Below are 21,271 nucleotides of genomic sequence, written 5' to 3'. Positions count from 1 at the left end.
CGCGCTGCGCAAGGCAGTCATCATTGATTGAGGGCAATTATGAGTCAGGCATTAACCAATCTGCTGGCATTGTTAAATCTGGAAAAAATCGAAGAGGGATTGTTCCGCGGGCAGAGCGAGGATCTGGGATTACGTCAGGTCTTTGGCGGCCAGGTGGTCGGTCAGGCACTGTATGCGGCAAAGGAGACCGTCCCCGCAGAACGCCTGATCCATTCGTTTCACAGCTACTTCCTGCGTCCCGGCGACAGCCAGAAACCCATCATCTATGATGTTGAAGTCCTGCGTGACGGCAATAGCTTCAGCGCCCGCCGGGTGGCGGCGATTCAGAACGGGAAGCCGATTTTCTACATGACCGCCTCATTTCAGGCGCCAGAACCCGGCTACGAACATCAGAAAACCATGCCAGCAGCCCCCGCGCCGGATGCGCTGCCCTCTGAAACAGACATCGCCCGCAAGCTGGCCCATCTGCTGCCGCCGCAGGTCAAAGAGAAATTTCTTTGCAATAAGCCGCTGGAGATTCGCCCGGTTGAATTCCACAACCCGCTGAAAGGTCACGTTGCAGAACCGACGCGTCAGGTCTGGATCCGCGCCAACGGCGCTGTACCGGAAGATCTGCGCATCCATCAGTCTCTGCTGGGCTACGCTTCTGACTTTAACTTCCTGCCCGTTGCGCTGCAGCCGCACGGCGTCGGTTTTCTGGAACCGGGAATGCAGGTGGCCACCATCGATCACTCAATGTGGTTCCATCGCCCGTTCAACATCAACGACTGGTTGCTTTACAGCGTAGAAAGCACCTCCGCCTCCAGCGCGCGCGGTTTTGTCCGCGGCGAGTTCTATACGCAGGACGGTACGCTGGTGGCGTCGACAGTACAGGAAGGCGTCATGCGTAACCGAAGCCTTTTCCCAGCAAAATAGGCGCTTCCGCCGGTAAGCGCCAGGCTTAGCGTAAACCGCCAGCTTACTGGTCCGCCGCACATTGCGCTGACTGGTACTGCTGGCGGCCGGTAAGGTCCCAGGTATAGTTTATAAATCCGCGTAAAAGGTTATTTTGAGTATGCCGCCGCCAGCACAAGGTTAAGGTGGTTGTTGCATACGCTTCTTCCAGCAGACAGTAGCTCACGTCCGGCATGAGTACAGAGCTCTGCGTTTCAGGCACCAGCGCAACGCCCATGCCCATTGACACTAAACCGATAGCTACCGAAACATCACGCGTATACTGAATTTTCTGAGGAGTGAACCCGGCCTCCCGGCAGGCGCTAACCGCCGACCAGCCTAGCCCTACGCCGTAGGGATCCTTTTGCACAAAAAATTGCTCTTCGCGCAGCGATGCCAGAGAAATTTTTCGGCGATTGCCCAGTTCATGATTACGCGGCAAGACGGCAATAAGTGAACGAGTAGCGATATTCATATATTCCAGCTGTTCATATTGCGGTATCGGTGAGCGAACAAAAGCAATATCCAACCGTTTATCCAATAATAATGTTAATAAATCATGTGCGTTATGTTCTTCAATTATCAGATCGGTCTCGGGTTTCTTATATCGGTAATTTTTTATTAACAAAGTTAATGCCGGATCGAGAATAGATGAGCCAACATAACCCACTTTTAACTGCCCTTGATGCCCGCGACGCAAACTGTTTACACTTTCAAGAAACCTGTCGCAGTGGCCCAGAATAATCCGCGCTTCGTCAAGCAAAAATAGTCCCTCCGCGGTCAGTGAAACATGACGCCGATCGCGAACAAACAGCATTATGCCGAGCGCGTTCTCAAAGTTTTTAATCTGCTGCGTGAGCGCAGGCTGCGTCACGTTCAGCCTCAACGCCGCCTGCCCAAAATGCAGCTCTTCAGCCAGAACCACAAAGGCATGTAGTTGCCGATAATCCATAGCGCCTCCTTGAAGTCACTAATAATAGATCCTTATTAAAACAATGGGTAATGTTATTGGACTCTTATTTCTATTTATCGAAAATTAAACCTGTCACGATGATTAAAAATCAGGGTCGGCGCTATATAGCCGCCGCTATCATCGTTTAGTAATACTTAAAGGAGAATTTAATGGTTAAGGAACAGCAAAAAGTGACCGATCTGCGTTCCGCATTGGCTGTATTAAGCCACTACGATGATGAACTGATCTATACCGATGAACCCGTTGATCCAATCGCAGAATTATCTGGCGTTTATCGCTACGTCGGCGCACATGGCACCGTTCAGCGCCCCACACGAGTTGGCCCGGCCATGATTTTTAACAAAGTCAAAGGATACGATGATGTCAAAGTCTTGATCGGCTTGCTTTGCTCGCGCAAGCGCGTCGCCCGCCTTTTTGGCACCACGCCTGAAAACCTGGCTTTTATGCTTAAAGATTCCGTCGCCAATCCTATTGCGCCGATTGTTATTCCACGCGACCAGGCCGTATGTCAGGAAGTTATCCACCTGGCGACCGATCCTGACTTTGATATCCTGAAAATCTTGCCCGCGCCAACCAATACCCCGGAAGATGCTGGCCCGTACTTTACGCTGGGCATGTGCTACGCCGCCGATCCAGAAACTGGCGAGCATGACGTCACGATCCATCGCTTGTGCGTCCAGAGCAAAGATGAAATCTCAATGTATTTCGTTCCGGGACGCCACCTTGATACTTTTCGTCAGAAAGCGGAAGCAGCCGGAAAAGCCCTGCCTATCTCCATTAGTATTGGCGTCGATCCGGCAATTGAAATCGGTGCCTGCTTCGAGCCCCCGACAACGCCTTTAGGTTTTGACGAGCTATCAATTGCCGGTAGCTTGCGCAACCAGGCAGTAGAACTCACCGATTGTGTCAGCGTGAATGCGTTGGCTATCGCTAATGCCGAAGTCGTCATCGAAGGCGAGCTCTTGCCTGACGTGAGGGTTCGTGAAGATCAGAACACTGATACAGGTAAAGCCATGCCAGAGTTTCCTGGCTATACCGGCAGCGCCCAGGCGCAGGTGCCGGTCATCAAAGTCAAAGCCATTACTCATCGCCGTCATCCAATCCTGCAAACCTGCATCGGGCCAAGCGATGAGCACACCAATCTGGCCGGTATCCCAACGGAAGCCAGTATTTTACAAATGGTTGAAAAGGCACTGCCCGGCTTCGTGCAGAACGTTCATTGCCCCTCGCCGGGCACGGGCAAGTATCTCGCCGTTTTACAGGTAAAAAAACGCGGACCAGCAGATGAGGGCAGGCAGCGTCAAGCCGCACTTCTCGCATTTTCAGCTTTCTCAGAATTGAAGCATGTCATGTTGGTTGATGAGGATGTGGATGTATTTGATATTAACGATGTGATGTGGGCAATGACAACGCGTTACCAGGGGGATGTCAGTACTATTTTTATTCCCGGAGTACGCTGTCACCCGCTCGATCCTTCATCCGACCCAGCATTCAGCCCGTCAATACTCGGCCACGGAATCGCCTGTAAAACAATTTTTGACTGTACCGTTCCCTGGAACCTGAAAGAGAATTTTCAGCGCAGCAAATTCCTTGAAGTGGATGTCAATCGCTTTATTCCCGGCTTCAAAAAATAGTCGTTCACTTTTGGCAGGTTCGCAATCCGCAAAACCTGCCGGAAAGTGAGTGCGTTTGCGGTCCGACAACAGCAAGCGATATTTAGCAAATACTAACAAGGAAAAACAATGATTGGGCCAATCATTAACTCTACTTCAACGCTTATCGGCGGGATCGTCGGCGGCTTAATTGGGGATCGATTAAGTGATAAATTCCGTACCGCGCTACCTCTGACTTTTGGCGCAGCCTCCATGGGAATGGGGATTACGGTTATTATCAAATTACATGCGCTACCCGTTGTTGTCGCCTCGTTACTCTTCGGCGCAATTATCGGTGAAATATTTTCTATTGAGAAAAACATTGGCCGTGGCGCATCAAAACTACGTTTTATCATTGATAAAATTGCCCCACAGAAAAGCGGCAGCACGTTATCGCAAGAGGAGTATCTCGACAAATTCGTTGGAATTCTGGTGCTCTTCGTGGCTTCGGGAACGGGCATCTTTGGCGCTATGCAGGAAGGAATAACCGGCGACATATCGATACTGTTAACTAAATCGTTTCTCGATATCCTGACTGCCGGTATTTTTGCCACCCTGCTTGGTCTTTCGGTCGCCACTATCGCAATCCCGCAATTTATCGTCCAAATGATTCTGCTCTTTATCGGGCAATCAATAATGCCAATGCTAACGCCTGATATGGTTGCTGATTTCTCCGGGTTAGGCGGATTTATTATGTTTGTGACGGGTTTGAGAATTTGCGGTATTAAATCATTCCCGGTCGCCAATTTACTACCAGGTCTGATCATCGTCATGCCCCTCTCCTGGCTTTGGGTCTCAACGCTATTGCCCTGGATCCAATCGATTAGCTAACCATGCAAAAAGCGGAGCCTGGCTCCGCTTTTACGATTAACAAGGTAACGATGAATCAGGCGTTGTAGGCGTTTTCGCCGTGGCTGTTGACGTCCAGACCTTCACGCTCTTGATCTTCCGGTACGCGCAGGCCAACGGTCATATCGGCGACTTTGTAACCAATAAAGGCGACCACGCCGGACCAGACGATGGTGATACCGATACTTTCCAACTGTACCAGAACCTGGTGGCCCATGGTCACGCCTTCCGCATAACCGACGCCGCCCAAAGAAGTCGCGGCGAAGATACCGGTCAGGATGCATCCGACGATACCGCAGACACCGTGGACGCCAAACACATCGCACGGGTCATCAACGCGCAGCCAGCGCTTCAGTACGGTGACACCCCACAGACCCGCCAGACCCGCGGCAATCCCTACGATCAGAGACCCGCCGACGCCGATGTAACCACAGGCCGGAGTGATGCCGACCAGACCGGCAATCGCCCCTGAACAGGCGCCCAGCAGAGACGGCTTGCCGCGGGTTGCCCACTCGCCGAAGGTCCACGCCAGGATAGCCGCCGCTGTGGCAACCACGGTGTTAACGAAAGCCAGACCGGCAATTTCGTTCGCCGCGCTGGCTGAACCCGCGTTAAAGCCAAACCAGCCAACGTAGAGGATAGCGGTGCCGGTGAATACCATCGGCAGATTATGCGGTTTGAACGCTTCTTTACCAAAGCCCACGCGTTTACCCATCATATAAGCGCCCACCAGCCCGGCAACCGCGGCGTTAATGTGTACAACCGTTCCGCCGGCGAAATCAAGCGCGCCGTGGGTAGCCAGCAGACCACCGCCCCATACCATATGGGCGATCGGGATATAAGAAAGCGTCATCCACACCACAACAAAAATCAGTACCGCAGAGAAACGAATACGTTCCGCCAGCGCGCCGACGATCAGGCCGACGGTGATACAGGCAAACGAGCCCTGGAAGGCAACGTGGATGTATTGATAGAAGCTGCCCATCAGCGCTTTCAGCTCAATATTCTTCAGCAGCACCCAGTCGAAGTTGCCGAAGAAGCTGCCGCCGGTACCGAAAGCCAGCGTGTAGCCATAAACCACCCACAGCACGCAGACCAGTGCAAAGGTGACGATAACCTGCGTCAGCATGGAAAGAACGTTTTTACCGCGGATTAGCCCGCCGTAGAACAGCGCGATGCCCGGAATGGTCATAAACAGCACCAGCGCGGTGCAAATCATCATAAAGGCGTTGTCGGCTTTATCCGCTACCGCCGGTGCGGCCATCGCCAGCCCCGGAAGAAGAGCCAGCGCTCCCAGACCTGTCTTCATTGTTGCTATCTTCATTGTTTCGTTCCCCATCACTGTGTGGTCTGAAAGTTACAGTGCCGCTTCGTCAGATTCGCCGGTACGGATGCGAATGACGCGCTGCAGCTCGGCGACAAAAATTTTGCCGTCGCCAATCTTTCCGGTGTAAGCCGCTTTACTGATGACATCGACGACTTCATCCAGTTGATCGTCGGCAATCGCGACGTCAATCTTCACTTTCGGCAGAAAATTGACGCTATATTCGGCGCCGCGATAGAGCTCCGCGTGGCCTTTCTGACGGCCAAACCCTTTAACCTCAGTGACCGTCAGGCCCTGAATCCCCATTGAAGATAATGCTTCACGCACGTCTTCCAGTTTGAATGGTTTGATTACCACGGTAACCAGCTTCATAAGTCCCCTCCAGTCAGAATTCGGTAATGGCCGCAGCTAACACGAATCTAATAAAGCAAGGGCTATGCCAGAAATGAAAAAGGGCCGCCAGGCGGCCCTTTTTGAGGAGGAAAAAGAAGAATCAGGCGGAAACGAAGCGGCAAAACGCCGCTTTAGCCTTAAATTGCACCATTTCAGTGCGCGTACTGTGACGTTTTTGCACCACCGGAAACCGCAAAGCAGAAGCTGCCTGTTTATGGTGCATCAGGCGATAAGCGACTCTTCCTGCGAGCTGGCAGCCAGTTCTTCGCCCGCCAGCTGCAGCTGATACATCTGCCAGTAGCGGCCTTTGGCCGCCAGCAGCTGCTGATGATTGCCGCGCTCGACGGCCTGCCCCCGATGCAGCACCAGGATCGTGTCAGCCTCAACGATAGTCGATAAGCGGTGCGCAATGACCACCAGCGTCGTATGCTCGCGCACCCGTACAAGCGCCTGCTGAATCGCCTGCTCGGTGCCAGAATCAATATTAGCCGTCGCCTCATCAAGTATCAGCACCTGCGGCGTATCGACAAGCACCCGCGCCAGCGCAAGCAGCTGTTTCTGCCCAACGGAGAGATTGTTCCCCTGCTCGCCCAACTGAGTATAAATACCGTTTTCCATTTCACGGGCCAGCTCCGCCAGCTGTACCGCCTCCAGCGCCTCCCAGACCTGCTCTTCGCTGATGTCTCGACCGAGGGTAACGTTGGCATAGAAGGTGTCAGCCAGCACCACCGGATCCTGCTGCACCATCGCAATCCCCTGACGCAGCGCGCTGTGGCTTAAGGACGACAGCGGACGACCATCGATGCGAATCTCTCCCTGAGTTAACGGGTAGTAGCCCATCATCAGGCTGGCCAGGGTGCTTTTACCGCTCCCGGTATGGCCGACCAGCGCCACAAAGCTGCGCGACGGTATGTCGAGATTGATATCCTGCAACACCAGGCTATCGTCGCGGTAGGCAAAAGAGAGATGCTCGATAGTAATCGAGCCGCTGCGCAACGGTTCGCTATCGTCGCCCCACGCCTGACGCGGTTTGTCCATCAGTTCGAAAACGCGCTCGCCCGCGACGACCGCCTGCTGCAGCATTGATTGCTGGGTCGTCAGTTCGATCAGCGGCTCGTTTAGTCGTCCAAGATAGCTAATAAAAGCGTACAGAACCCCAACCTCAATCGTTCCGCTGCTGCTGAAACCAAACAGCATCAACAGACCGCAGAGAATTAACGAAGAGAACAGGCTCAGCAGCGGGCGCAGCAGGAAACCATCAAGGCGCAGAGTTTGCATACGCGCCAGATAGTGCGCGTAGCTGGCCTCGCGCATCCGTTCGCCGAACCGCGCCTGCTGACGGAACTGCTGAATAACGCCCATTCCGTTAATCACTTCATTAAAACCGTCGTTGATATCCGCCAGCCACGCGCGAACCCGCCTGACGATGGGCGTACTGTAGCGTTGATAAATCATCATCACGATCAGTACTGCCGGGAAAATAGCAATAGCCACCAGCGCCATTCGCCAGTCAAGGCTGAACATCGCCACCAGCATCGCGCCAATCAAAGCCGCGCTACGCAGGACGGTAGCCACGACGGTCACATAGAGATCGCGAATCACTTCGGTATCGTTGGTCACCCGCGAGATGAGCTGCCCGACCGGCTGGGTATCAAACTCGCTGAGCGGCTGACGCAGGGCGGCGTCCATGACGTCGCTGCGCAGCTGTTGCACCACGCCCACCGCCGCGCGGTTAAACAGCAGCGCCTGGCAGTAATGCAGACCCGCGGCGAGGAGTTGCAGGCCGATGTAGGCTGCGGCCAGGCCGCAGACCAGCTTCAACGGCAGCGAGTTCTTCGCTACCATATTGTCGATAAAGTAGCTGATCAGTAGCGGGCCGCTCACCTCCGCCACCGCCGCGACCCACATGATAGCAACCGCTATCGTTAACGGTTTACGCCACGGAGAGCCGTAGGCCAGCAGGCGCTTTAATGTCGGCCAGAGTTCAGTAAAACTACGCACCGGCGACCTCCTCATCTTCCAGCGGAACATCATCCAGCGCCGCTTCCAGCTGCTGATAACGGTACATATCGCGATACCAGCCCGGCTGCGTCGCCAGCGCCTCATGACGACCGCGCTGGGCAACATGCCCATGCTGCATCACCAGAATTTCGCTGGCCTCGGTCAACGCCGACAGGCGATGAGCGCTGATAATTACCGTCCGCCCCTCACCCCACTGGCGCAGGTTGTGCAATATCTGATGCTCCGTTCGACCATCCACCGCCGACAGCGCATCATCCAGGATCAGGATCTCCGCCTCCAGCAGCAGCGCGCGGGCGATGGAAATACGCTGTTTTTGCCCCCCGGAAAGCATAACGCCGCGCTCGCCGACTTCGGTGTTATACCCCTGCGGCAGGCGCAGGATATCCTCATGCACGCTGGCGAGCCGGGCAACGCGTTCGATTTGCTCCTGCGTGGCGTCCGGTTTACCGAGAGCAATATTGCTGGCGACGGTATCGGAGAACAGGAACGGCGTCTGATTGACTACCGCCAGCCTGGCGCGCCAGCTATCCAGCTGCAGTCGGGTCAGGGGAACGTCGTGGAAGCGAATATCGCCTTCAGTCACGTCAAAATGACGCTGAATCAGCGCCAGAATGGTGCTCTTGCCGGAGCCGGTTGGGCCGCAAATTCCCAGCATTTGCCCGGGCTGGAGCGTAAAGTTAACTTTTTCCAGCGAGGCCTTGTTCGCCTGCGGATAGATAAACTCGCGCACGGCGACGCTAAGCGTACCGCGCCCTTCCGGCGTCGGCTCGCTGCCGTCGTTCACTACCGGCGCCTCCTCCAGCATGGTGCGAATGCGCGCGTAGGCCGCGCTGCCGCGCTCCACGATGTTAAACATCCATGCCAGAGCCAGCATTGGCCAGATCATCAGGCCGAGGTACATCACAAAGCTGGTGAGCTGACCCAGGGTCAGGCTGCCCTGGATCACCATCCAGCTGCCGCCGCCGATGGCCAGCAGGTTAGCGGTCCCGATAGCGATATAAATCGTCGGATCGAAGCGAGCATCAATGCGCGCCACGCGCATATTTTTCGCCCCGGTATCCGCAGCGTCGGCAGCAAACTGCGCCGACTGTCGGTCTTCAAGACCAAAAGCTTTGATCATGCGAATGCTGGTCAGGCTCTCCTGGGTGCGGTCATTGAGGCTGGAGAAGGCCGCCTGAGCGACGCGAAAACGCTCGTGTAATGCATCGCCGTTACGCTTAATCGCCAGCGCCATCAGCGGCATCGGCAGCAGCGCCAGCAGAGTGAGCTGCCAGCTGATTTGCGTCGACATCACAATCAGCACCGCGCAGCCCATCACCAGTGAATCCACCAGCGTCAGCACCCCCTCACCGGCGGCGAACACCACCCGATCCACGTCGTTGGTTGCGCGAGCGATGAGATCGCCGGTACGGTGGCGCAGGTAAAAGGCCGGATGCTGGCGGCTGAGCTGGCGATAGAAATCCTCACGTAGCTCGACGGCCAGCTGATACGATGCGCCGAACAACAGCACGCGCCAGACATAGCGCAGCAGATAGACCATCACCGCAATAACGACCAGCAGGCCAATCCACATCCACACCTTTTCCGCGGTGTAATGTTGTTTTGTTACGCCGTCAACCACGATGCCCACCACTTTCGGCGGCACCAGTTGCAGGATGGCAATAATAATCAGCAGAGCAATAGCGCCGAGGTAACGGCGCCACTCCCGGCGGAAATACCAGCTAAGTTGGGCAAATAATCGCAAGCAGTTAAATCCTGAGTGTGTAATTCGTAGCGGCTGATGCCGTTAATCAATAGGCAAGGCTGTAGTGTATTTTATCTGTTCCATGGCAAAACTCGAAGTGACATCCGAGAGTCCCGGCACGCTGTTAACCAGACGTTTATAAAAATCATCATAGTTCTTCATATCCGCCACCTGGACCCGCAGCAGATAGTCATACTCGCCGGCCATACGCCAGAAGCCGAGGACTTCCGCCATCTGCGAGACCTCGCTGACAAAGCGGCAATACCAGTCGCTACTGTGGTGCTGAGTCTTAATCAGTACAAACGCCGTCAGCCCAAGCCCGACCTTTTCCGCATCCAGCAGCGCGACGCGCCCGCGAAGAATACCTTCGTCTTCCAGCCGCTTCAGCCGCTTCCAGCAGGGCGTGGTGGTCAGATTAACGGCATCGGCCAATGCCTGCAAAGAGAGGGTGCAGTCGGTTTGCAGTAAAGAAAGCAGCTTACGATCAATTTTATCTAACATTGGGCGCCTCAGGAGAAAAATTTACTCCTTTTATTGTAATTGAAAGGCTAAATGGCAACAATTTTTCCTTCGATTTCCGCTAAGCTGGGCACAAAATGACAAACAGGAATTTGAGATGAACAGCGCCTGGGTAAAACACGCGATTAGTGAAATTAATGCCGATTATCAGCGTTCCGCCGACACGCACCTTATACGTCTGGCGCTGCCGGCGTTCCCTGGGATCCAACTCTATCTGAAGGATGAAAGCACCCATCCAACCGGTAGCCTGAAGCATCGCCTGGCCCGCTCGCTGTTTCTGTATGGCTTGTGCAACGGCTGGATTAAAGAAGGAACGACGATTATCGAATCCTCTTCCGGTTCGACCGCCGTCTCTGAAGCTTACTTCGCTCGTCTCTTAGGCCTGCCGTTTATCGCCGTGATGCCTTCCTGTACGGCAAAGCGTAAAATTGAACAAATTGAGTTTTACGGCGGTCGCTGCCATTTCGTCGACAGCGCCTGTGAAATCTATGCCGCCTCCGAAACGCTGGCGCGCGAGCTGAACGGTCATTATATGGATCAGTTTACCTTTGCCGAACGGGCTACCGACTGGCGAGGGAATAATAATATCGCCGACAGTATCTTCCGTCAGATGAGCCATGAGCCGCATCCGCAGCCGTCGTATATTGTGATGAGCGCGGGCACCGGCGGTACCTCTGCGACTATCGGACGCTATATTCGCAGTCAGGGTTACGATACGCAGCTGCTGGTGGTTGATCCGCAAAACTCCGTGTTTTTGGACTACTGGCAAAGCCGCGATGCCAGCCTGCGCAGCCCGGTCGGCAGTAAAATTGAGGGCATTGGCCGGCCGCGCGTCGAACCATCGTTTATTCCCGACGTGGTCGATGAGATGCTGCGGGTACCGGATGCCGCCAGCGTCGCCACCGCGCTATGGCTGGAAACGCTGCTTGGGCGCAAGGTCGGCGCCTCAACCGGCACCAACATGTGGGGCGTACTGCAGCTGGCCGTACGGATGCGCGAAGAGGGACGCACCGGCTCTATCGTCACGCTGCTGTGCGACAGCGGCGAACGTTATCTGGAAAGCTACTACAACCCGCAGTGGGTGGCGGCCAATATCGGCGACGTCTCTCCCTGGCAGGCGCAAATTGCGCAAATGCTGCAGGCAAAATAAAAAAAGCCAGATATCACAGGATATCCGGCTTGCTGGCAGGGTCTCTTTATTCGGGGGAATAAGGAAGATCAGGATAATCCAGCCAATGAGTCAAAAAATGGGAAACGGCCTGATGACGGCAGTCGCCAATAACCGGTAGATGCGGAAGTTCAAATTTCAGCTGATCCATCGCGTTGCCCATGATCACGCCGTGCCCGACGCTGCCAAGCATTTCCCGATCGTTCATGGCGTCGCCGAACGCCATGCAATCCTGCAACGTCAGGCCCAGATGCTGGCTTAATACCGCCAGCGCCGCGCCTTTGTTACAGCCCCCGGGCAAAACTTCCAGACAATCCATCGCTGAAAAACAGAGATCCGCTCGGCCGCCGAGCGCTTCACTTAGTTGCAGCCTTAGCCGCCGGAGATCGTCATGATCGCCGCAGAAGCAGATTTTGGTGACCTGATGCGCCGGCATTCGCTTTGGATCGTATAGCTGATAGCGAAAGCCGCTAAAGACGTGCGCTTGCAGAATTTCTGGAATCTCCTGCCCGGTATACCAGCCGCCGTCGTTGAAAAAATGCATACTCGCCGCGGTATCCCAGGCGCTATGCAGCACCTCTTCCGCCACATCAGGGGCCAGATCGCGACGATACAGCTCTTCACCTTCCAGGGAGTGAATGCGCGTCCCGTTGCCGGTAATTAAAAACGCATCCAGAGAGAACTCGCCGATAACGTGGCGCATCTCCAGAGCATGACGGCCGGTAGCAAATGTCAGAGTGATGTCGCGATCGCGCAGGCGTTTTAGCGTCGAAAGCGTTTTTTCTCCCAGACGATGGTCAGGCATCAGTAGCGTACCGTCCATATCGAATGCAGCCAGTCTGGCCATGTCCTGTTCCCCCTATCGTGGTGGATTTTGCTTGTGTTGCAGTATTGCCTGAGATATACGGAAGTAATAGTGAATAGATAAATTTTATTGTTCCGGGTTTATCATCTACCGCAGGACTAAACAGCGATGAGGCTATTAAACCGTCTGCATCAGTATCAGCGACTCTGGCTACCCTCTTCCGGCGAGCCGCAGCAGGTGACCGTCGGCGAGCTGGCCGAGCGCTGCTTTTGCAGCGAACGACATATCCGTACCCTGCTGCGCCAGGCGCAAGAATCCGGCTGGCTAAGCTGGAAGGCCAGCTCCGGTCGCGGAAAGCGCGGGCTACTCCAGTTTTACAAAGCGCCGGAAACGCTGCGCAATGAAATGATGGAGCAGGCTCTAAATAAAGGACAGCAGCAGAATGCCCTCGAACTGGCGCAGCTGGCGCCTGTAGAGCTTAAAGCGCTGCTTTCCCCCTTTCTCGGCGGCCAATGGCAGAACGATACGCCTACCCTGCGTATTCCTTATTACCGTCCGCTGGAGCCGCTGCGCCCGGGTTTTATGCCGGGACGCGCGGAGCAGCACCTGGCAGGGGAGATATTTTCCGGCCTGACCCGTTTCGATGCGCAAAGTACCTGCCCGATAGGCGATTTAGCCCATCACTGGGAGGTGTCGCCTGACGGTCTGCGCTGGCACTTTTATATTCGTTCCACCCTGTTCTGGCATAACGGCGATCCGATAAAAACCTCACAGCTGCAGCAGCGCCTTCTGATGCTGTTGCAGCTCCCCGCGCTGCGTACGCTGTTCGCCAGTATCAGCGAGATTAGCGTCACCCACTCTCAGTGCCTGACTATCACCCTGCACCGCGCCGATTACTGGCTGCCGTTCCGCCTTGCCAGCTACTGCAGCGTGCTGGCGCATCCGGACGATCCGGCGATCGGCAGCGGGCCATTTCGCCTGAAACTATTTACTCAGGAACTGGTGCGGCTGGAAAACCATCAGCGTTATCATCTCACCCATCCGCTGCTGCAGGCCGTTGAATTCTGGATCACGCCGCAGCTGTTCGAACAGGATCTGGGCACCAGCTGTCGTCATCCGGTACAGATAACCATTGGCGACCCTGATGAGCTGACCAGACTGCGCCAGGTCAGCAATAGCATTAGCCTTGGATTTTGCTATCTGACGCTGCGTCAGAGCCCCCACCTGAATAAAGCGCAGGCCCAAAGACTGGTTTCGCTGATTCATCGCTCCGGTCTGTTAGAAACGCTGCCGCTGGATGAAGACCTGATCGCGCCGAGCAACGAAGTATTGCCGGGATGGACTATTCCGCAGTGGCCAGAAAATGGTGATACACCGCTGCCCGAACGGCTAACTCTGCTCTATCACCTTCCCGTAGAGCTACACGCCATGGCGGAGCGCCTTCGGCAACGGCTGGCAGAACTCGGCTGCGAGCTGACGATAATTTTTCATGACGCGAAAAACTGGGATGGTTGCCAGCAGTTTGCGAAGGCGGACCTGATGATGGGCGATCGCCTGATTGGCGAAGCGCCGGTTTATGCGCTGGAGCAGTGGCTACGCTGCGATGCCCTGTGGCCTAATTTGTTGACCGGGGCGCAATATGCGCATCTTCAGGCAACGCTGGATGCCGTTCAGGTATTACCGGACGAACGCAGCCGCAGCGAAGCTTTGCGCAACGTCTTTAACACACTGATGGACGATGCCATCATGACGCCGCTGTTTAATTATAATTATCGCATCAGCGCACCGCCTGGCGTCAACGGGCTGCGCCTGAACGCGCGAGGCTGGTTTGATTTCGCCAGCGCCTGGCTACCGGCTTCGACGCTGTGACGGGGCTGGTGGTCATCTTCATCAGGCGCTACCATATGCGCTTCACTTCGATTGTCAGGAATTACCATGAAACGCGCCGTAGTTGTCTTCAGTGGAGGACAAGATTCGACGACCTGCCTGGTGCAGGCTCTGCAACAGTATGATGAAGTGCATTGCGTCACTTTTGATTATGGCCAACGTCATCGCGCGGAGATTGACGTTGCTCGCGAACTGGCGCTAAAGCTGGGCGCCGTTGCCCACAAAGTCCTTGATGTCACGCTGCTTAACGAACTGGCGGTCAGCAGCCTGACCCGCGATAGCATTCCGGTTCCGGATTATGAACCGGACGCCAGCGGCATCCCCAACACTTTCGTGCCCGGTCGCAACATTCTGTTCTTAACCCTGACGGCCATTTACGCGTATCAGGTTAAAGCGGAAGCTATCATCACCGGCGTTTGCGAGACCGACTTTTCGGGCTACCCGGACTGCCGCGATGAGTTCGTCAAAGCGCTGCACCAGGCCGTCAGCCTGGGAATGGCGAAAGATATTCGCTTTGAGACGCCGCTGATGTGGCTGAATAAAGCCGAGACGTGGGCACTGGCCGATTATTGGGGCCAGTTGGACCTGGTACGCCATGAAACCCTGACTTGCTATAACGGCATTAAAGGCGACGGCTGCGGGCAGTGCGCCGCCTGTAACCTCCGCGCCAACGGGCTGCGCCAGTATCTGGGCGATAAGGTTGGGGTGATGGCGGTCATGAAGCAGAAAACAGGACTGCAGTAGCCGGTTATTTCCCGGCTGCGTGGCGGGATCGCAGGCGGCTCACGATGCATAGCCCGGTCTGATACGCAGCAGCGCCTTCGGGGATAGTTCTGCCCCTTTCTGTGCGCTTGCTCCCGGGGGCGGCGCGATGCGCCTGCCCGGGCTACCGGATCGCAGGCGGTTGTGGAGAAGTAGCCCGGACAGGTGCGCAGCACCGCCTCCGGGACAGACTCCTACAGTTGCCTACCGGGAAGGCTCCAGTTGCTCCAGCTTTTCGCGCAGTTCGCCCTCAAGCGGCAGCGCTTTCTGCGTTTTTAGATCAATGCAGACAAAAGTGATAAGCGCATCGGCGACCACCTCGCCGTTAGGGTTAAGGGTAACCACCTGGCTTAAGGTCCCGCTTTTTCCGTTCAGCTTTTCCAGCTTACTGGTAACGGTGAGAACGTCGCCTAACACCGCGGGCCGACGATAGTTGATGTTTATATTCACCACCACAAAGGCGATGTTGCGAGCGGTCATCCAGTGAAAGGCCGGGCTGCTTTCCAGGCCATCCCAGCGCGCCTCTTCGAGAAACTCCAGATACCGCGCGTTATTGACATGCTGATAGACGTCGAGATGATAGCCGCGAACTTTGATTTGTGTCTGCATAGCGCAAATGCCTTATCTTTAATTGTTGTTTTGAGGTCAGAGGTCACACCACTGGTGTGACCTCTTCAGTCTGGCAAATAATAACGACTGTGCAAACTTGCGAAGAAAATTTACAGCTTCAAATGTGACAGATTTCTCTCTACCAGCGAATTGCCCATCCCCGGCACCTGCTTAAGATCGTCAACGGTTTTAAATGGCCCATATTCTTCACGATAGCTGACAATAGCCTGCGCCTTCTTCAGGCCAACGCCGTTCAGCCCCTTCGCCAGTTCTTCGGCGCTGGCGTTATTGATACTCACCCTGGTGCCTTCGCTATCGGGCGCGTTCAACGCATCAGGTGCCTTTGCCTGCGGCGTCTGCACGCTCTCCTTTGTTGCCGGCGATGTCTTCCCGCTGGAAGGCGCGGCAAAAGCGCCCTGACTTCCTGCTGCGCAAACCAGTACGGCGACGGTAAGAAGCGTTTTCAATCCTCGTTTCATGCTGTTATCTCCTTGTTTGTAGACAGCAAGGTCACGATAGCGATGAGGGAAAAAGAGTACAAAAGGCAAAATGCAGAAGTGGAAAAGGCCGCGAAAGCGGCCTTTGATAATTGCATCACGTTACTTGCTTTTGCGAAGCAGCACGTAATTATTGTTGCTGATCGATAATGTCGCCGAGCTTAATTTTCGCCGCTTTACGCAGGTTACTCATCAGCGCTTCGAAGGCGATCTGTGCGTTATTCTGGGTGATGCCCTGAATCATCGCCTTTTTCTGCTCTTCCGGCATCGTACCCGCTTTCACTTCATCCAGCGCCAGCAGTACTACATTACCCTGCATGTCCGTGCCCACGCCGTAGCTGGGCTTACCCGCCTGCGGCAGCGGTAGCGCAAAGACAGACTGGATCAGCGCTTCCTGACCGGTACGCGACAGCGTCTGCGGCGCTCCGAAGCTCAGGCCCGCCGCTTTCATCGCTTCATCGCCTTTACCCTCTTTCAGGGCCGTCAGCAGCTTATCGGCATCCAGCTTCGCCTGCTGCTCCGCTTTGTTGTGCTTAACAATATCGTTCACCTGCGCTTTCACCTCCGCCAGCGGTTTGACCGCCTCCGGTTTATGCTCGCTGATGCGCAGAACAAACGCGCGATCGCCGTCGACGGTGATGATATCGGAGTTGCTGCCCGGCGTACCGTTTTCGCCAACCAGACCGCCGTTGAAGATAGCGTCAGAAACCGGTTTGAAATTCAGCTCCTGCGGCAGGTTATCGCGACCAAACCAGCCGGTTTCAACCACTTTCAGACCGGCAACCTGAGCCGCGCCAGCCAGGGATTCGTTATCGTTGCTCGCCGCGTCGCTGACTTTTTGCTGCAGCGCATAGTAAGCATCCAGAGCTTTCTCCTGCTTCACTTTCGCCGCGATATCATTACGAACGTCAGCCAGCGGTTTTACCTGAGCGGGCTGAACGTCATCCAGACGCGCCACCAGGAAACCGACGGAAGATTTAATTACGCCTGAAAGCTGGCCTTTTTCTTTCAGACCGGCCTCTTTCAGCTCCGGCACGGTAGCCGCATCTTCCAGCCAGCCCATATCACCACCGTTGCGGGCAGAGATGATATCGGTTGATTTTTCTTTGGCCAGCGCAGCGAAATCAGCGCCTTTTTTCAGTTCATCAAGCACCGCCTGAGCATCCGCTTCGGTTTTGGTCTGGATGATGCTGTAGCGATTACGCTGCGGCTGAGTGAACTGATCCTGATGCTGGTCGTACCATGACTGAATTTCCTGGTCAGAGACGTTTTCCTGCATGCTCGCAGCATCCATCTTGATGTAGCTGACGCGGAACTGCTCAGGCGCCATAAAACGCGCCTGGTTCTGCTGGTAAAACGCGTTGATTTCATCGTCGGTGGCGGTTTGCTTCGCCGCCAGCGCATTTACGTCAATCGTCGCTTCACGGACGACGCGCTGTTGCGACACCAGCGCCGCCAGCTGGTCGGATTCGCCCGGCAGCATAAAATCGGTACCGGCAACGGCGTTAATCAGTTGCTGAGTCGTCAGCTGATTACGTAATGCCTGAGCGTACTGGTCCGTCGTCATCCCCATTTGATTAACGATACGGCTGAAGCGCTCGTTATCAAATTTGCCATCCGCCTGGAAAGCCTGGGTCTTGAAGATAGCCTGCTTGACCTGGTCGTCGCTGATATTAAGGCCCAGTTCACGGGCGTACTGATCGAGCAGCGCCTCGTCAATCAGACGGTTCAACACCTGCTGACGCATGGTCTTCATGTAATTTTCATTGGCCGCCAGTTCAGAAAACTGATCGCCAAGCTGCTGCTGCATGCGGTTACGCTCGCTGGCAACGGCATTTTCAAACTGTGCGCGACCAATCTCCTGGTCATTAACTTTTGCGGCATAGTTGTTTCCACCGCCAATCAGGTAACCACTCACCCCGGTCAAAATGAACGAGACGATAATGATACCGAAAATAATCTTGAGCACGACGCTGTTGGCGGCCGTGCGTAGGTTGTCCATCATGGTGTAACAACGCTCCGCTGTAGATGACTTTTGCTCGCGCAGCATAGCATGTGATGGCCGCCGCGCGTGAGGACGTATTTTGACAAGAAAACGGGGTGATTGTCAGCCCACAAGTGCGTATAAAGTCACATTAAGTCTCATTCTGGCAAATAAAAAAGGCACATCTTGCGATGCGCCCTTGTACTTCGTCACAGACCCCAGTGGGGAAGTCGATCAGTTTACCGCGTCTTTCAGCGCTTTACCTGCACGGAAACCCGGTACTTTAGCAGCAGCGATGGTGATTTCTTTGCCTGTTTGCGGATTGCGACCGGTACGGGCAGCGCGCTCTTTAACAGCAAAAGTACCAAACCCTACCAGCGCAACGTCATCCCCAGCCTGCAGAGATTCAGTAACAGAAGCGATTAAAGCATCTAACGCACGTCCAGCTGCGGCTTTAGAAATGTCCGCACCGGCAGCAATTTTGTCAATCAGTTGAGATTTATTCACTGTTCTCTTCCTCTCTTTATAATTTATATCGCACCAGAATCCTTCGTGGCGCGACCGCGCAGCAGTTATATCAGGACTGTCATGCCCTTACAACAGAGTTGTAATTGACCCCCCTGCCAGCGATCTAAGTTAGCTACACAAAAAAAGGCTGGCAAGTACGAATTTACTTACCAGCCCTATTTTTCTTAGCGCTATTTGCGCGAAATCACTATTTTGCCGTGACGACTTCCATACCAAACGGCTCGTTCTGCAGTGCAAGTGCCAGAACTTCCTCGATTCGTTTCACCGGATGGATATCTAAATCGGCGATAACGTTATCTGGAATTTCTTCAAGGTCACGTTTATTTTCATCAGGAATCAGAACAGTCTTAATGCCGCCACGGTGTGCAGCCAACAGTTTTTCCTTCAGACCACCGATTGGCAAAACCTGACCGCGGAGGGTGATTTCCCCGGTCATCGCCACATCGGCGCGCACCGGATTACCCGTCAGGCAGGAAACCAGTGCGGTACACATCGCAATACCGGCGCTTGGGCCATCTTTCGGCGTTGCGCCTTCCGGTACGTGCACGTGGATATCGCGTTTTTCATAAAAGTCTGAGTTAATACCCAGCTTATCCGCACGCGAACGCACCACGGTCAGCGCAGCCTGGATAGATTCCTGCATAACCTCACCCAGTGAACCGGTATAGGTCAGCTTGCCTTTACCCGGAACGCAGGCGGTTTCAATGGTCAGCAGATCGCCGCCCACTTCCGTCCACGCCAGGCCAGTCACCTGACCCACGCGATTTTCACTATCCGCACGGCCATAGTCGTAGCGCTGCACGCCCAGGAAGTCATGCAGGTTGTCGCCGTTAATCTCAATATGCTTCAGCGACTTATCCAGCAACAGCTGTTTGACCGCTTTACGACACAGTTTCGAGATTTCGCGCTCCAGACCACGCACGCCCGCTTCACGAGTGTAGTAACGGATAATGCCGATAATCGCGCTGTCATCAACCGTCAGCTCACCTTTTTTGAGCGCATTACGCTCTATCTGTTTTGACAGCAAATGGCGTTTGGCGATGTTCAGCTTCTCATCTTCGGTGTAGCCGGAGAGGCGAATCACTTCCATACGATCCAGCAGCGGCGCCGGAATATTCATGGAGTTAGAGGTCGCGACGAACATCACGTCGCTGAGATCGTAATCCACTTCCAGATAATGGTCGTTGAAAGCCACGTTCTGTTCCGGATCCAACACCTCCAGCAGCGCCGATGCCGGATCGCCCCGCATGTCCGAAGACATTTTGTCGATCTCATCCAGTAAGAACAGCGGGTTTTTAACGCCCACTTTGGCCATTTTCTGGATCAGTTTGCCCGGCATTGAGCCAATGTAGGTACGGCGGTGACCGCGGATTTCCGCTTCGTCACGCACGCCGCCCAGCGCCATACGCACGTACTTACGTCCGGTTGCTTTGGCGATAGATTGACCCAGCGAGGTTTTACCAACCCCCGGAGGCCCAACCAGGCACAGGATTGGCCCTTTGAGCTTGTTAACACGGCTCTGCACCGCGAGGTACTCAAGGATGCGATCCTTCACGCGCTCCAGACCGTAGTGATCGGTGTCGAGGATCTCCTGAGCCTGACGCAGGTCTTTTTTAACCTTGCTGCGGGCGTTCCACGGTACCTGCACCATCCAGTCAATGTAGCCGCGAACGACGGTTGCTTCCGCCGACATCGGGGACATCATTTTCAGTTTTTGCAGTTCCGCTTCGGTTTTCTCTTTTGCCTCTTTCGGCATTTTCGCCGCGTCGATCTTACGCTTCAGCGCTTCGTTCTCGTCAGGGGCGTCGTCCATCTCGCCGAGCTCTTTTTGAATGGCTTTCATTTGCTCATTCAGGTAGTACTCGCGCTGAGATTTCTCCATCTGCTTTTTCACGCGGTTGCGAATACGCTTCTCAACCTGCAGCAGATCGATTTCTGATTCCATCATCGCCATCAGATATTCCAGACGTTCGTTAACGTCGGACATCTCCAGCACGGACTGTTTGTCCGCCAGCTTCAGCGGCATATGGGCTGCGATGGTATCCGCCAGGCGCGCCGGATCGTCGATGCTATTCAGCGACGTCAGCACTTCCGGTGGGATTTTTTTGTTCAGCTTGATGTAGCCTTCAAACTGGCTGATAGCGGTACGAACCAGCACTTCCTGCTCGCGTTCGTCAATCGCCGGCGATTCAAGATATTCAGCTTTCGCCGAAAAATGCTCGCCGTTATCAGATAGCGCAGAGATGCGCGCGCGCTGCAAACCTTCGACCAGCACTTTGACAGTACCGTCCGGTAGCTTCAGCATTTGCAAAATAGACGCCACGGTCCCGACGGTGAAAAGATCGTTTACACCCGGCTCATCCGTCGAGGCTTCTTTCTGCGCAACCAGCATGATTTTTTTATCATGATCCATGGCTGCTTCGAGACAACGGATAGATTTTTCCCGCCCTACAAACAGGGGTATGACCATGTGCGGATAAACCACCACATCGCGCAACGGCAATACGGGGATTTCAATGCGTTCAGAACGCTCAGGATTCATAGAGCTCTCTCTTAGTTTAAAGTCCGCCAGGTAGCCGACGACGCAACTCAACGACGCGTCGCCGTTAATATGTAAACCAG

General features: G+C 54.7%; 18 protein-coding genes. 6 read left to right on the top strand and 12 right to left on the bottom strand.

Annotated elements, in window-relative coordinates; all coding sequences use genetic code 11:
* Window positions 1–39 precede the first annotated feature (39 nt).
* Window positions 40–915, top strand: coding sequence for an acyl-CoA thioesterase II (tesB, locus tag ABLV12_RS14910; protein ID WP_348867131.1), 876 nt, complete (start codon window positions 40–42; stop codon window positions 913–915).
* A gap of 43 nt (window positions 916–958) precedes the next feature.
* Here tesB and ABLV12_RS14905 read toward each other — a convergent pair whose 3' ends face one another.
* Window positions 959–1,885 (bottom strand): LysR substrate-binding domain-containing protein, encoded by a 927-nt coding sequence (locus ABLV12_RS14905; protein ID WP_064396995.1) that lies wholly within the window; start codon window positions 1,883–1,885, stop codon window positions 959–961.
* A gap of 170 nt (window positions 1,886–2,055) precedes the next feature.
* Between ABLV12_RS14905 and ABLV12_RS14900 the strand changes: the two genes are divergently transcribed.
* The gene (locus ABLV12_RS14900; RefSeq protein WP_004099579.1) at window positions 2,056–3,540 is read left to right on the top strand and encodes a UbiD family decarboxylase; all 1,485 of its coding nucleotides are present in this window, start codon (window positions 2,056–2,058) and stop codon (window positions 3,538–3,540) included.
* Between the two features lie 108 nt (window positions 3,541–3,648).
* Window positions 3,649–4,389 (top strand): DUF554 domain-containing protein, encoded by a 741-nt coding sequence (locus tag ABLV12_RS14895; RefSeq protein WP_064396997.1) that lies wholly within the window; start codon window positions 3,649–3,651, stop codon window positions 4,387–4,389.
* A gap of 55 nt (window positions 4,390–4,444) precedes the next feature.
* On the opposite strand, the gene amtB is transcribed toward ABLV12_RS14895, so the two are convergent.
* From amtB to ABLV12_RS14870, 5 genes are all read right to left on the bottom strand, one after another.
* Window positions 4,445–5,731 carry an ammonium transporter AmtB gene (amtB, locus tag ABLV12_RS14890; RefSeq protein WP_004099575.1) on the bottom strand — a complete coding sequence of 429 codons (1,287 nt, stop codon included), beginning with the start codon at window positions 5,729–5,731 and terminating at the stop codon, window positions 4,445–4,447.
* A 33-nt stretch (window positions 5,732–5,764) separates the two neighbouring features.
* Window positions 5,765–6,103: a P-II family nitrogen regulator gene (glnK, locus tag ABLV12_RS14885; RefSeq protein ID WP_004099573.1), complete on the bottom strand. Its 339-nt coding sequence runs from the start codon at window positions 6,101–6,103 to the stop codon at window positions 5,765–5,767.
* Between the two features lie 243 nt (window positions 6,104–6,346).
* Window positions 6,347–8,125 (bottom strand): SmdB family multidrug efflux ABC transporter permease/ATP-binding protein, encoded by a 1,779-nt coding sequence (locus ABLV12_RS14880; RefSeq protein WP_004099570.1) that lies wholly within the window; start codon window positions 8,123–8,125, stop codon window positions 6,347–6,349.
* Window positions 8,118–9,890 carry a SmdA family multidrug ABC transporter permease/ATP-binding protein gene (locus ABLV12_RS14875; RefSeq protein ID WP_348867130.1) on the bottom strand — a complete coding sequence of 591 codons (1,773 nt, stop codon included), beginning with the start codon at window positions 9,888–9,890 and terminating at the stop codon, window positions 8,118–8,120. Before ABLV12_RS14875 ends, ABLV12_RS14880 begins: the two co-directional genes overlap by 8 nt.
* A 42-nt stretch (window positions 9,891–9,932) precedes the next feature.
* The gene (locus ABLV12_RS14870) at window positions 9,933–10,391 is read right to left on the bottom strand and encodes an Lrp/AsnC family transcriptional regulator (RefSeq protein ID WP_004099567.1); all 459 of its coding nucleotides are present in this window, start codon (window positions 10,389–10,391) and stop codon (window positions 9,933–9,935) included.
* A gap of 115 nt (window positions 10,392–10,506) precedes the next feature.
* Here ABLV12_RS14870 and ABLV12_RS14865 point away from each other — a divergent pair, with 115 nt between their 5' ends.
* Window positions 10,507–11,559 (top strand): PLP-dependent cysteine synthase family protein, encoded by a 1,053-nt coding sequence (locus tag ABLV12_RS14865; protein ID WP_004099565.1) that lies wholly within the window; start codon window positions 10,507–10,509, stop codon window positions 11,557–11,559.
* Window positions 11,560–11,605: 46 nt separating this feature from the next.
* Here ABLV12_RS14865 and cof read toward each other — a convergent pair whose 3' ends face one another.
* Window positions 11,606–12,424 (bottom strand): HMP-PP phosphatase, encoded by an 819-nt coding sequence (gene cof, locus ABLV12_RS14860; protein WP_004111026.1) that lies wholly within the window; start codon window positions 12,422–12,424, stop codon window positions 11,606–11,608.
* A gap of 126 nt (window positions 12,425–12,550) precedes the next feature.
* On the opposite strand from cof, the gene ABLV12_RS14855 reads away from it, so the two are divergent.
* Both ABLV12_RS14855 and queC read left to right on the top strand, forming a co-directional pair.
* Complete coding sequence (locus tag ABLV12_RS14855) at window positions 12,551–14,251, top strand: SgrR family transcriptional regulator (protein WP_160885702.1); 1,701 nt, start codon at window positions 12,551–12,553, stop codon at window positions 14,249–14,251.
* Between the two features lie 66 nt (window positions 14,252–14,317).
* The gene (queC, locus tag ABLV12_RS14850) at window positions 14,318–15,013 is read left to right on the top strand and encodes a 7-cyano-7-deazaguanine synthase QueC (protein ID WP_064397001.1); all 696 of its coding nucleotides are present in this window, start codon (window positions 14,318–14,320) and stop codon (window positions 15,011–15,013) included.
* Window positions 15,014–15,235: 222 nt separating this feature from the next.
* On the opposite strand, the gene ABLV12_RS14845 is transcribed toward queC, so the two are convergent.
* The 5 genes from ABLV12_RS14845 to lon form a co-directional block, all read right to left on the bottom strand.
* Window positions 15,236–15,640 carry a YbgC/FadM family acyl-CoA thioesterase gene (locus ABLV12_RS14845; protein ID WP_004099558.1) on the bottom strand — a complete coding sequence of 135 codons (405 nt, stop codon included), beginning with the start codon at window positions 15,638–15,640 and terminating at the stop codon, window positions 15,236–15,238.
* Between the two features lie 110 nt (window positions 15,641–15,750).
* Window positions 15,751–16,119: a helix-hairpin-helix domain-containing protein gene (locus ABLV12_RS14840; RefSeq protein WP_004099556.1), complete on the bottom strand. Its 369-nt coding sequence runs from the start codon at window positions 16,117–16,119 to the stop codon at window positions 15,751–15,753.
* 148 nt (window positions 16,120–16,267) lie between these two features.
* A complete protein-coding gene (ppiD, locus tag ABLV12_RS14835; RefSeq protein WP_160885700.1) occupies window positions 16,268–18,142 on the bottom strand; it encodes a peptidylprolyl isomerase in 1,875 nt (624 codons plus the stop codon).
* 213 nt (window positions 18,143–18,355) lie between these two features.
* Entirely contained in the window at window positions 18,356–18,628 is a 273-nt protein-coding gene (hupB, locus tag ABLV12_RS14830) for a nucleoid-associated protein HU-beta (RefSeq protein ID WP_002444653.1), read from the bottom strand.
* 208 nt (window positions 18,629–18,836) lie between these two features.
* A complete protein-coding gene (gene lon, locus ABLV12_RS14825) occupies window positions 18,837–21,191 on the bottom strand; it encodes an endopeptidase La (protein WP_004099539.1) in 2,355 nt (784 codons plus the stop codon).
* Window positions 21,192–21,271 lie beyond the last annotated feature (80 nt).

Source organism: Klebsiella sp. CN_Kp100, from assembly GCF_040065315.1.
Taxonomy (GTDB): Bacteria; Pseudomonadota; Gammaproteobacteria; order Enterobacterales; family Enterobacteriaceae; genus Klebsiella; species Klebsiella oxytoca.
Note: the sequence above shows the minus strand (reverse complement) of the source record. Positions and strands in the feature narration are given on the sequence as shown.